At 67.5% G+C, this 12032-nt stretch carries 9 protein-coding genes; 3 read left to right on the top strand and 6 right to left on the bottom strand.

The annotated features are described in order from the left end of the window. Positions 1–58 precede the first annotated feature (58 nt). On the top strand, positions 59–511 hold the full coding sequence (locus LDL49_RS55470) for a hypothetical protein (RefSeq protein WP_225303021.1): 453 nt from the start codon (positions 59–61) through the stop codon (positions 509–511). A gap of 10 nt (positions 512–521) precedes the next feature. Next, positions 522–1142, top strand: coding sequence for a class I SAM-dependent methyltransferase (locus tag LDL49_RS55465; protein WP_225303020.1), 621 nt, complete (start codon positions 522–524; stop codon positions 1140–1142). A 1174-nt stretch (positions 1143–2316) separates the two neighbouring features. Here the strand turns inward: LDL49_RS55465 and LDL49_RS55460 are convergent. Both LDL49_RS55460 and LDL49_RS55455 read right to left on the bottom strand, forming a co-directional pair. Then, positions 2317–3885: a hypothetical protein gene (locus tag LDL49_RS55460; protein ID WP_225303019.1), complete on the bottom strand. Its 1569-nt coding sequence runs from the start codon at positions 3883–3885 to the stop codon at positions 2317–2319. After that, positions 3882–6752, bottom strand: coding sequence for an NACHT domain-containing protein (locus LDL49_RS55455; RefSeq protein ID WP_225303018.1), 2871 nt, complete (start codon positions 6750–6752; stop codon positions 3882–3884). Before LDL49_RS55455 ends, LDL49_RS55460 begins: the two co-directional genes overlap by 4 nt. Before the next feature lie 992 nt (positions 6753–7744). Here LDL49_RS55455 and LDL49_RS55450 point away from each other — a divergent pair. Next, a complete protein-coding gene (locus LDL49_RS55450; RefSeq protein WP_225303017.1) occupies positions 7745–7939 on the top strand; it encodes a hypothetical protein in 195 nt (64 codons plus the stop codon). Here LDL49_RS55450 and LDL49_RS55445 read toward each other — a convergent pair. The 4 genes from LDL49_RS55445 to LDL49_RS55430 all read right to left on the bottom strand — a co-directional run. Next, on the bottom strand, positions 7936–9159 hold the full coding sequence (locus tag LDL49_RS55445) for a CLIPPER-2 domain-containing protein (protein WP_225303016.1): 1224 nt from the start codon (positions 9157–9159) through the stop codon (positions 7936–7938). The two genes, LDL49_RS55450 and LDL49_RS55445, sit on opposite strands and share 4 nt — an antisense overlap. A 50-nt stretch (positions 9160–9209) precedes the next feature. After that, the gene (locus tag LDL49_RS55440; protein ID WP_225303015.1) at positions 9210–10709 is read right to left on the bottom strand and encodes a zinc metalloprotease; all 1500 of its coding nucleotides are present in this window, start codon (positions 10707–10709) and stop codon (positions 9210–9212) included. Between the two features lie 469 nt (positions 10710–11178). Further along, positions 11179–11421 (bottom strand): hypothetical protein, encoded by a 243-nt coding sequence (locus LDL49_RS55435; RefSeq protein WP_225303014.1) that lies wholly within the window; start codon positions 11419–11421, stop codon positions 11179–11181. Positions 11422–11837: 416 nt separating this feature from the next. Then, a partial coding sequence (locus LDL49_RS55430; protein WP_225303013.1) for a hypothetical protein occupies positions 11838–12032 on the bottom strand: 195 nt, incomplete at its 5' end.

Here is a 12032-nt window from a genome sequence, read left to right as displayed (position 1 = left end):
CACCGTCAGCCGCCCTCCACCGACTCCGAACAGAGAACAGTAGCCTCGCAGTAACGGAGTGTCACCGCATCAAGAACGGTGCATTCTCATCCGTACACGCTGGCGCACGTTCACCCGTACGCCGACACCGCTCGACGAACTCACCCGGCGGGCGCTGCTGGCCTGGCTGGACTATCGGCGCAGCCGCTGGCCAGGCACCGCCAACCCTCACCTGCTGCTCACCCAGCAGACCGCGATGGATACCGCACCGGTCGGCAGGCTCTGGGTCACCCATGCCGTCCGGGGCCTGACCGCCACCCTGGAACGACTCCGCGTCGACCGGCAACTCGAAGAAGCCTTGACCCACGGTCCCGACCCGCTGCACCTGGCCGCCGTGTTCGGCATCGACGATAAGACCGCCATCCGCTACGCCAACGCGGCCAGACAACTCCTCCAAACCGCTGCGGAACAAGGTCCTGACCGCGATGCACCGAGCGAAATCCGCTCGGCAACAAACCACAGCAATCCATAACCTGACCCTCATGAGCGAGGAAATCGATCTGGTCCGACGCGGTTACAACGCACTGTCTTACCGCTACCGCAGCGACGACGCCGACGAGGGTGAGTACACCCCTTGGCTCAAGGATCTCCAATCCCGCCTATCCACCCGAGGATCCGTGCTCGATCTCGGCTGCGGCTGCGGTATCCCCGTTGCGCGTTCACTCACCGCAGCCGGGTATGAGGTGACGGGCGTCGACATCAGCGACGTTCAGATCCAGCGGGCGCGTCGCCTCGTTCCCACCGGAACCTTCGTGCAGGCCGATGCCATGGCCCTCGAGCTGCCACACGCCTCCTTCGACGCGGTCATATGCCTCTATGCCCTCATCCACATGCCCCTTGAGCAGCAGCCCCGCCTCATCGAGCGCATCACCTCCTGGCTGCGCCCCTCGGGCTGGCTGTTGATCACCACCGGCTGGGAGGCTTGGACCGGCACCGAAGACAACTGGCTCGGAGGCGCCACGACAATGTGGTGGAGCCATACGGACGCGACCACCTACCGATCCTGGCTGCAGAAAGCCGGTCTGGAAGTCGCCTCCCAAGAGTTCGTCCCGGAAGGCAACAGCGGGCATGCCTTGTTCTGGGCACGCAAACCATCTGACTGATACACGGGGTTCACACGAACCCGGGGGTCGAAAACGGCCACCGCCCCGGAAGACCCTCGGGTTCATGCTGAGCAACCTTCAGTTCCCGTGAACTCCGGGCTTTCTTGGCACCTCCGCTCGGGTCCGTGTCACCAGACGCAAAGTAGCTGTGAGTGATCGGAGCTACCGGTCGGTACCGGCTGATCAGCCCTCGGCCGGTGCTGCGGCGTCGTCGTGCTCGCGGAGCATGCGCAAGACGGTCGCCGGAGATGGATGGCGGAGCCTTCTTCTTGCCGGTGGCCCAACCCCGCTGGCACGGCCTTCGGCTGGCTAACCTGATCAATAGAGGGTAAGGAGGGGGCCGATGACTGTCTCGATGGCGGTAGCAGCCCTGATGCTGCTCACGGTTGCGGCGATCGCTGTCCGTTCGGCGTGGTCACTGCTATTCCGCAAGGCTCCCGTGCCCAGGCGTCAGGCCGGGAGCCGGGGCCGCCACCTGCCGTACCACGGTCCGGCGGATCACGCCGGCCAGTACCCCATGCCCGGCGCGGACGGTATCGGCTGTGACCCAGGTAGCTCGGGCAGCACTGGCGGTTGAGACAATGCCTGGCGAGCCAATGACAGGGCCCTGCCAGCCGTAGTAGAGCGTTGCCGCAGGTCACATTGGGTAACGGCCGCGGCGCCCGACTCCGGGTTTCGGTCCGGGCGTTCGGGGATTAGTCCGGCGCTCGCCGCCACGATAATTACGGCGGGGACATTTTTCGCAGGTCGCGTTGCCCGCTAATGGCATTTATGTCAAGCCGTCCGGTAGCTCTGATCACTCACAGCTACTAATGTCTTTGGGGCTGGTGACACGGACCCGAGCGGAGGGCCGACGAGCTCACCAGCATCGTAGGAGGGCTTCCGCAGGTCATAGCCAGTAGAGAGGCCCAGCGGAACGATCGGAGCCGAGCCGTACGCAGTGGAGCTGGCAGTACCGCGGCACCGTGTCCGCCACTGACCGACTCGGCAAGCCGGAGCTCTGGCCCGGTCGATTGACAAAGCCCCCTGAGGTGGCGAATCGCCCAGGCGCGTGTTCAGCTGGCCCGGCTGTTGGGCCGCACCGCCAGATCGCGTAGCCGCTTGCGGACGTCGACTCCATTCCATGTGCCCCCGTAGTGCGGTTCGCCGCCTTCGATGGCCAGCGCGAAGACGATCAGGCGGGGGGTCGGCCGTTCAGCAGTCGTTGGCGCACCTCTCCGACGTTGAGGAAAAGCTCAGTGTTGATCGGCCGGGGTTCTGGTGGGTGTTCTGAGGTCAGGCGTGTGAGCCACCACCGCCCCAGGGGATCGGGCGTCTCGTTCTCAAGACAGGCGCGGACAATCGCAGCCTCCAGCTGACCGGGTCCGGACCCGCCGTAGCCCCAGGTGAACGGGGGATTTTCTGTGACGCGTGAATATGGGCAGAGCAGATCATGGGTACCGTCCGGAAGGCGGACGTATACGGGTCTGCCACCGCCCAAGAGAGGATCGTCGACGGCGATGATGTTCGCCTCATCGGGATAAGAACTTTCGCCGTGACGGAGTGGCCATTCGACCACGAAGAACGTCTTGTCGGTGGTCCACCGCAGAACTCTCCGTCCGTAGGGGTCTCGGCCGTGTGCCACGACCGGCCGGGCCTGTTCATGGAGACTCCTGATGAAGCGGACGAACCCTTCAGGGAAGAACTCGGCGGCCGCCTTCAGACCCGTACCCCGCCAGCCAACGGTGGCCAGGAAGTCGAAATCCGCGGCCCCCCGTGCGAGAACGGCGCAGCTGACGACGAATTCTGGCCCCGAATCTTCCGGCAGGAGCCTGGCGAGCCGAAGAAACGATGCTATTTCCCGGTTGGCGAACCTCAGCGCCTCCACGATTTTCGCAGCTACTGGATCGGCGGATTCCAGTTCCCGGGCAAGCGCGTCAATGGCGTGATAGGACGCCGTAGCCTCGTAGGCCCGATGGTCCCCGCGGGTTGCGAGAGACTTGGCCACCGCGCGTTCCTCGGGTGACAGAAGAGGTGATCGGAGCTCACGTATCGGCTGGCCGGGCAGGTGGTCACGGCCGGATTCGGCTTCCCCGGTGTAGGCCCTGTCGACGAGGAGAAGCATGTCGGCCACCACTTGAGCTGCCGTGGCCAGTGCACCGGTCTCCGAATCTTTGACGGCCTCCTTGAGAACTTTCAGATGTTCGCGGTAGACGGCGAGCATAGAGGGGTCATCGACCGTCTCGATGTCCTCTCGCTCCTTGGCCGAGGGTTGCTTCACCAGGGCCGCGGTATAGGTCTTCGGCTGGAAGACCGGCAGGCTGATGCCGGTTTCCGTCGTGAACTCCTCCGGGGTCAGAAACCTGCGCCACGTCGGATTGTGGAACACGATCTCGTCGGCGGCCGCACGGTCGACCTCCGGTGGAAGGCCGCCGGCCAGCCGGCCGGCCCGGGAAAGGAAAGCGGCGTCACCGCGCCCCTGGACGTCGATATCGAAGTCGACCCGGGTAAGCGACGCGCTGGCATGTCCGAAGGCGTTGAGCCGGTACTGGTAGAACTCGAAGTCCTCACCCGAAGGAAGCCACTTTCTCGCGATCTCCGAGACGCACTGCTCGATGAAACCTTGCGGAAGGTACGGACCGTCGATCAGGTTGCCGGCGACGACGATGGTCCGGCCCTCAAGCCGCCAGATCCGCAGATGACATCCGAAGTAGTCGCCGCGCATGGGCAGCAGCCAGACGACGTCCTCGAAGTCCGGGGTCATCGCGCTCCTCCTCGATCAGGCTCCGATTCTCGAATGAGCAGAACAGCGGCGCCGGCGTCAGCGGGACCGGGGTTATGGCGGGCCTCGAGGAGTGCGAGCGTGGCGTAGAGCCAGCCGCAAAGACCGGCCAGGTCCTCCAGCGACGTGTCAACCCCTGACGAAGCCTGCCCGGCCTCGGCTTCGCTCAGGGCGGCAGCCTCGACGGCGAGCACCAACGCGGTAAGCCTTGCGCACCACCGCAGGCCCACGACGGCTGGCCAGTCAAGGGCGACGCTGCCCCCTCCGCGTCCCTCCAGACGACGTTCCCGATCCAAGCCCGCCTGCGTCGCCGCCAGCACCACCAAGGCCAGCCGACGTAGTCGAGTCATGCGCGGTCCCTCCCTTGAGGAGCGCAGTTCCCTCGACAGTTCGGCGATCTTGACGGCTGTCTCTGTTCCGACGTCCCGTAAGGCGATGTTCGGAGGAAAGCCGACGACCAGCCCGCAGATCCGTCCGGCTGCGGAGCCAAGCAGCCGGTCAACGCGCGCCGCATCAGCCCTTTCCTCGAGGTACGGACGGGCCAGTTCGATCGCGATCGCGGCCAAGGGCTGTTCGGGCAGGTCAACATTCAGGCGCTGGCGGACTCTGGGATCCACCCGCCAAACCGGAACGCCGACGGCCGTGGTCGAATCGCTCCAGAGCTCAGCGTCGACCCGTTGGGCCACGCATTGGCTCAGTTCCTGGAACACATCGCGTTCAAGCTGGGCGCGGAGCAGTCGTTCGGTGCTCGGCTCGCGGGAGACATGGACAGCCGGCCGGCCGTCGGTCATGTACCAGATCAGCGGCAGCTCATCGGGAACGCTTAGATGATGAAGCTCCTCATCGCGCGGCAGGCGGTAGCGGAAGCGTCCCCCTGCATACCCGGTAAGCCAGGAGCACAGTCGCGCCAGGTCGCCGGACCTGACACCGGTGGCGGGCCGTCCCGCGTGTTCCTCGCTCATGCGGCGGGTAGCCCAGTGATCCAGGTACGCGTCAGGCGCCTCTGCGACGAACAGATCGTAGTCGGCGCAGGTCAGCACATGGTCGAGCACCTGACGACGGCCGTCGATGCTGGTGACCGTGTCGAGCCGGGTCAGCAACTCGGCAGCCGGATCGACCGACACGTGCCGATCACCGGTCCTGCGCCGGGCGAGGGACAGCCCCAGCGAGCGCGCCCGGGGATCGCCCTCATCGGCACATACCCGCTCGACCCGCTCAGCGTTGGCTTCGCCGTAGAGCAGGAGGGGATGCCTCCACCACGGGTCGGCTGCCAGGTCGCGCAGGTCGGCTTCGCTCACACCCGTTCGCTGGAGATGACGGGCCGCCAGATAGTCGCCTAGCGCTGAATGGGCCAGGACAAGCGACGCTTCACCGTTCTCGTATCGCCATTCGGCCAGTCCCGAGTGCGCCAGTGTCTCGCCGAGATCTGCCGGGACGTCCAGAGAGTCGCGGTGCTCCCGCAGCGAGGTCGCCATGACGGATGCCAGGGTGTCCAGGACTCCTTCGGGATCCGGGTGATCTGAGAGGAGACGTCCGGCAAGCCGGTCCCAGACTTGCCCCGGTGCGATCTCCCGACGGCGCTCACGCCAGTGCTTCCAGGCGGCGGTGAACATCTCGTGCAGTGCCCCCGGGTTTCCTGCGCATGCCCACAGGCCCGGTTCCCGCCGCAACTGCGCGATGAACGCGGCGGAGAATGGCGAGGCCCCCGGTGATACCGCCTCGGCCCAGTTGGTCACCAGGGTCTCAACTTGGGCCGCGGTCAAGGCCGACATCTGGAAGGACGTGAACGCTCCAGGGAGATCCGCGGCCCGCTCTGCCGAGGCTTCGGTGATGAGGCAGGAGACCTGCGGATAGCGGCGCACCTGCTCGCCGAACCACTGACGCACGCTTTCGCAGCAATGTTCGAGTCCGTCGGCCACCAGCAGACCCTTGCCAGAACGGAGCCTGACATCGAACCAGCCCGGCGGGGGAGACGTCGATGAGGGCGCCGACCGGTGCAGGACTTCATCGAGTCCGACGGCCTTGCCCGCCCGGATCCGCGCAGCACACTCCTCGTCCACCTCCAGGACCAGCGGCAGCCGCCGCGACCGCCCACCCTCCAGATCCAAGACGACTCGCGCGAGCGCGGTGCTCTTGCCGCTGCCATGGGCTCCGGTCACCAGCAGCCGGACCGGCCCGCGAACGGCAAGCCGGGCCAGGAGAGCCGTAGAAGCCTCCTCAACGGGGAATTCATCGGTGGGTGCCACGAATACCGCGTCTGCGCGCCCCGCTTGAGCCGGCCGGACCCCGATGTCGACCTGGACCTCTTCTTGTGCCGACGACGCGGCATCCGCGATCTTGACCCGCGCGTGAGCGTCAACGACGCATGCGCGGTAGCGCCGCGCGTACCGATGGACAAGGGCGTCGAGCTGCGCTCTCCAGAGGGGGATCGCGCTCCGCCACAGCTCCCGGCCCAGGCCCGTGACGACGAGTATCGCGGCGAGCAGCCCACAGTACAGCGCCGCCCCCAGGAGCACCTGTGCTGGATTTCGGAGCAGGCGCCCGTCCAGAATGAGCCACACACCTGCGAGCACACCCACCGCCAGCAGCAGTCCGAAGAACGGACCGAGCACATAAATGTTCTGCCCGGCCATGACCTCCCGAGGCTGCAAGGGGCGCCCATCTGATGCCGTGGACGGCCCGCCCCGGTCGACCAGCAGGCCAATGACCGATAACACCAGACCAGCCAACCCGATGAAGACACCAAAGACGCTCGCGAGCTTGTCGGCTTTCTCAAGCCCGACCGTCGTGAAGTAAATGGCCAGCAGCACGACGCCGAGCACCGCCAGCGCCGCACCGGCCCGCACCATGCCTCGAGACGGCATGCGTCCATCAGAGCACATGAAGCGATGAGCTGGCGATGCCGCGGAGGCAGGGTGATGGGGCTTCGGGAGGAGGTGGGCGCCGCCAAGGACGCACACCTGCCACACGTTTCCGCACCCCAGTTGGATGCGTGCCATGCTTCTGCTCGCCGTCGGGCCGGTTCATCGCCGTCGGCCCTCGCTTGTCGGGGAGCCGGGCATACGGAGCGATCTTTTCGAGACACGAGCCTGGATCCGGTCGGTTAGCCGCCACGTGAGAGGGTCACCGCGAGGCGGCGATGGGGCCATCTGTGGCGCGGCGTTGCCGCCAGGCACGGGTTCTGCAGGCGTGCGAACAGAATCGGGCTCCCGCGCGCATCTCCACGGGCAGGGGCGCCCACCAGCTTGACCGCACGGGGAAGGCTGGATGCTGTACCAACTCCGCCACAACGCCCTGCAGGATCTGCCCAAGCGGGTCGTCTCGCGCCGGAGCTGCAGCCTAAATCCCGCCACCAGAACCTGGGCAGCCTCGGCCGCTGCGTCCGCCTGGGCGAGGAGGCCTTCGCCCGCATCACCGCCGAGCATGCCCCCGACCGATGCCGTCGACGCAGCAGCTGACTTGGTCGGCCGCAGCGCCAATATCACCCCTCGCCGCCCCCGCGCGGTCAGCCGAAACACCTGGCGAGGCCCTCCATGCAACATGCCTTCAAGATCAGTCGACATGCCTTACGTGCCTGACAAGATCATATTGCTCTGACCTGGGAGAAGAGGCCAAGAAAAAGGAAATTATCTTGGGTGCCGAGAGAGCGTCAGGCATGTTAGGCAGGTAGGGGTAAACCGCACATGCCTGACGATATCCAGGGGTTGTCAGCCATGTAGGTCATGTAAGCCGAGTGCGCCGGCGTCAGCCAGGTCGAGACCGTGCTCAACGTCGTCGGACTCGGGCGGGTCATCCAGAGCGGTTCGCCGGGCTGGTCGGGGTCCTGCTGAACGATCCCCTGATGTTCGGCCACTGCTACACGCAGCTCACCGACGTCTTCCAGGAGCAGAACGGGATCTACCGCTTCGACCGTACGAGCAAGCTGGACGTGTCCCGGATCCGCGCGGCCCAGCTCCGCCCCGCCGCCATCGAAGCCGCCACGGGGGCGGCCACCGAGGTGGCCACCGGGGCGGCCACCTCGGAAGCACATGGCTAGCTCGCCAGACCCGAGTTGATCTCGGCGAGCACCTGGGTCGCCTTCGTGTAGCGGACGAGGTTGTCCAGCGTGGGCGGCTGCGCGAGGGTGGCCTGGGCGTGGCGGACGGCCTCGCCCACCGTCCGCACCCCCAGGGCCCGCGCGGTGAGGCCGTCCACGGCGGTGCCGGCGTTGATCCGGCGGCCGGCCAGGTTGAGCGTGGTGGCCAGCAGTTCGGCCCGCAGTGTGCACGGCTGCGTCAGCGGCAGGGTGAGGACGGCGGTGGACTCCCGCAGGGAGAGCGCGCCGTTCGCGGCCGAGCCGTCGGCGCCGTCGAAGCGGTCATCGGTGGCCTGGACGCGGGCGAGCGCCTCGGCGGTGCGCAGGTCGGGCCGCAGCGCCCAGAACGTGACCAGCCCGGGGTCGCGGCTGGGGGAGACGGTCGTGATCCGCGTTTCCACCGTCGCGGCGGCGGGGCTGGTGGGGCACGGGCCGGAGCCGTCGGCGCTCAGCGAGACCGGCACGGTGACCGTCGCCGCGTCCAGGAGCAGCAGGCTCGGCCGCGCGGTGTAGGCGATCGTGCCGGTCCCCGTGCCGGCGGGCAGCGTGCCGATGGCCCAGCGCAGCGTGGTGGTGCCGTCGGTGTTCCTGCTCACGGAGCCGGGGCGGGGCCCGGCGCCCTGGTCGAGCGCGGCGCTGTAGTAGAGGCCGGCGGGCAGCGTGGCGGTGAGCGTGGCGCCGGAGGCCGCGGCCCCGCCGGTGTTGCGGTAGGTCAGGGTGTAGGCGGCGGCCTCGCCGGCGTTGACGGTGGCGGGCGCGGTGGCCGCCACGCCGATCACCGGCCGGTGCACCGTGGTGGACACCCCGGCGGTGTTGTCGGACAGGGTGCCGGTCTCGGCGTATCCGCGCTCGTTGGTCCCCGACACGGCCGCCTTGTTCGTCAGGACCGTCCCGTCCGTGGTCGCACAGGGGATGTCGTAGGTGAACGTCTCCCGCGCGGAGCCGCCCGCCGGCACGTCGGACGTCGTGCGGTGGACGACGTCGTCGCCGGGCATCGTGTCGTCGATCTTCACCGCCGTGGCGGTGGCGGGTCCCTTGTTGCCCACGGCCACGGTGTAGGTGAGCCGGTCGCCGGGGGAGGCGTCCTGCCTGTCCACGGTCTTGGCGGCGGTGAGGTCGATCGGCGGGTTGAGACTCGCGGCGGCCTCGGCGGTGATCTCGGCGCTGCCCAGGCCGAGCACGCCCGTGTGCGCGCCGTCCTCGAACCAGGGGCTCTCGCGGAAGTTGAGGTTCAGGTGGTCCCAGTCGTTCCAGGAGGTGAGGGTCTGCTTGGGGGAGACGGGGCAGGACGTGGTGTCGGGGCCATGATGATGTGGTTGACGTCCCCGGACTGGCTCCTTGCGCTGGTGCCGTCGCCATTCCAGTCGACCGGCTTGTTGGCCGGCGTGGTCCGCGCGACTCCGGGTTTCCCGGCCACCACCGTCCCGTACACGACCGTCGCGCTACCCGCTCCCGGCAGGGCGTCGCCCACCTCGTCGAGACCCTGGTCCTCGTTCATGGGGGCGCGCTCCTGGGGCTGGTAGTCCAGGGGGCGGGACGCGGTGGACGCCGTGGGGAACTGGTAGGAGTAGTTCATGACGCTCAGGTAGTTCGGCTTGCAGTTGACGCTGTCCAGGCCGCCGTGCTGCAGCCCGAGCGTGTGGCCGAGCTCGTGCATGAACGTGCCCGCCTCCGCCGCGGTCTGGCCGCCGTTGGCGGTGATCCGCGTGTTGTCCCACGCGCCGAGCGAGATGACGAAGTCGTTGCCGCCCGGCAGGGCGACGCGGGCCAGGTGGGCCAGGTCGACGTGCTGCTGGGTGTCGTCGCCCGCCTCGGCCTGGCCCGACGTGGTGCCGAGGCCGGTCAGCCCGTGCACCGACACGGCGTAGCGGAACGCCAGCCGCTTGGCGCCCAGGATGTTCTCGCAGTTGCGTGAGATCCGGTCGAGCACGTCGCCGAAGTTCCCGTCGCAGGCGATGGCGGGGTCGCCGAACTTGACATCGTCGAAGTCGTCCCAGCTACCGGGGCTCTTGGTGTCGAACGTGATCCGCTCCGCCTCGCCGGCCCGCTCCCCGGTATAGACGTGCAGGGTGATGCCGTGCGCCCCGAAGGCGGTCACCACCTGGCTGATGGCGTTCGGGTCGAACTCCCTGGAGCGCTGGCAGTACGACGCCAGGCAGAACATCGCGTCCAGCTCGACGAAGATGTCCTTCTTGTTCGGGTCGGCGCTGTACGGGGGCTGGTTCAGCGCGAGATCGACCGTGCCGTCCTGGTCGTAGTCGATGCCGTTGATCTCCCAGTCGTCCAGCAGCCCATCCTGGTCGGTGTCACGGCCGGTGTGCACCTTCAGGTTGGTGGAGCAGGTGCCGATCGTCGTGTCGCCCGACAGCGTCGAGGTGATGTCGATCCGCAGGCCGCTCGCGTCACCGAGGCCCTCCGCGTACGCCGGCGGCAGGTCGAACTCCCCCTGCACCAGCCCCGTCTCGGCGGATAACAACTGCCGGTAGAACGGCGTGGCGTGCCAGTAGTGGAACCCGGCCTCCACCGTGGCGGTGAACCAGCCGCTCTCCTGACTGTCGTTGAGGAAGGTGATACGGGCACGGGGCCGCTCGCCCTCCGCGAGAGACAGGGGCGAGGTCCCGAGGAACTCGCACTCACCATGCACCGCGCCGTCGGCGTGCCCCGCGGGGGCGCCGAGCAGGGCGGCGACGACGAATAAGACGAGCGGCACGATCACGCGGCGGATAAGCATGGGCCGAGTGTCGGCGCCCGCGCTCGTGCCGTCATGAGTAACCCGTACTCATCCTGTTCCGGTGGCGGCCACAACCTGGCCGCCACCCCTGCGACGGTGGTTCCACAGCCGGGCAACAATGAAGGGGACGAATATGTCCGTCCAGTCCGTCACTCATCTGAACTTCCGGGGCGAGGCGAGGCGAGGCGCGAGCCCGATCGCCGACATGTACACCGGCCATGGCTCGACTGTCCGCGCAGACTCCAGCAGTTCGTAAACGGCACGCTGGATCTTCCCCGGCCCACGGCTCTCATCAGCACAGCGTAAGTGTTGAGGCGTTTCGGCGCGCGCCACCTCAACACTTACCGCCCTCGGCCCACTTGCCTAACGTGCCTCAACGCTGACCGGGCCGCTGACCTGCATGATCGCTTGAGAACCCAAGATAACGATCGCTCGCGCTGCGTACACGGCGTGGACTGCTGCGTAAGCATCACGGAAATCCCCGCCTCTTCAGGCAGGTGAGGACCCGCATGCCTTGGCGGGCCTCACCCGCGGCGGCGTGTGCGCGGACCTGCCAGGCGCCCAGCATGGCGTGGACGGTGCGGGAGGAACCGGGACCGATGCGTTCCCGCGCGGTTTCCAGCAGCGTCGCGCGATGGCGGCAGAGGTCGCTAGCGGCGCGCGGGCTGGCCAGGGTGCGGCCGTCCGGACCGAACGCCAGCCCATCCTCCACGCCGACGTGGCCGATGGGCCGGAGCGCCGGCGAGGTGGCGAATTGCGGTGTTCGGCGGGGCCACTTTGCTATGTCTTGGCTGAGCGCCGCTTCTGACCTGGGTAAACTCCCTCATCGCCCCCGGTGTCGGTTGAAGTCGAGGGGGAGCATCATGGCTACGCTTCGCGCTGCCGGCCCCATGCTGGCACTGGCCGTCGACTACCTGCCCGAGCCGTCGGCTCGGCGCGGGGGGTGCCTTTTACGAGCCGAAGTATGACGGCTACAGGGCTCTGGCCCGGACCGACAGCGACGGCGGGGTACAGCTGTCCTCACGGCACGGCACCCGGCTGAACGAGATGTTCCCCGAAGTGGTGTTCGCGGTAGGGGAGCACCTCCCACGCCGGACGATCGTGGATTTTGCCGAACGATCTTGGTGTTCAGATCGTGCCGAGCTGGGGAATCACGTCGCGCACATGTGTGTAACGTTTGATCTGCCCGCGCTGGCTGTCGGCGTACGGCCACCGGTGCAGAGCCTGGTACAGGTAATCGGGCTCTGTCGCTGATCTTGTGACGTCGTCAGTTCCGTTGCAGGATCCGCTTCCGGAGAAGGTCGAAGTTCGCCCGACCGTACC

The sequence above is a fragment of the Nonomuraea aurantiaca genome (assembly GCF_020215705.1).
GTDB lineage: Bacteria > Actinomycetota > Actinomycetes > Streptosporangiales > Streptosporangiaceae > Nonomuraea > Nonomuraea aurantiaca.
The sequence above is the reverse complement of the archived record's forward strand: the minus strand, read 5'-3'. Positions and strand labels throughout refer to the sequence as shown.

What these genes read in the sequence shown, in the direction of transcription:
- LDL49_RS55465 (WP_225303020.1), top strand. Translation starts at nt 522, where the DNA reads ATGAGCGAGGAAATCGATCTGGTCCGACGCGGTTACAACGCACTGTCT.
- LDL49_RS55460 (WP_225303019.1), bottom strand. Translation starts at nt 3,885, where the DNA reads ATGACCCCGGACTTCGAGGACGTCGTCTGGCTGCTGCCCATGCGCGGC.
- LDL49_RS55455 (WP_225303018.1), bottom strand. Translation starts at nt 6,752, where the DNA reads ATGGTGCGGGCCGGTGCGGCGCTGGCGGTGCTCGGCGTCGTGCTGCTG.
- LDL49_RS55450 (WP_225303017.1), top strand. Translation starts at nt 7,745, where the DNA reads ATGTTCGGCCACTGCTACACGCAGCTCACCGACGTCTTCCAGGAGCAG.
- LDL49_RS55440 (WP_225303015.1), bottom strand. Translation starts at nt 10,709, where the DNA reads ATGCTTATCCGCCGCGTGATCGTGCCGCTCGTCTTATTCGTCGTCGCC.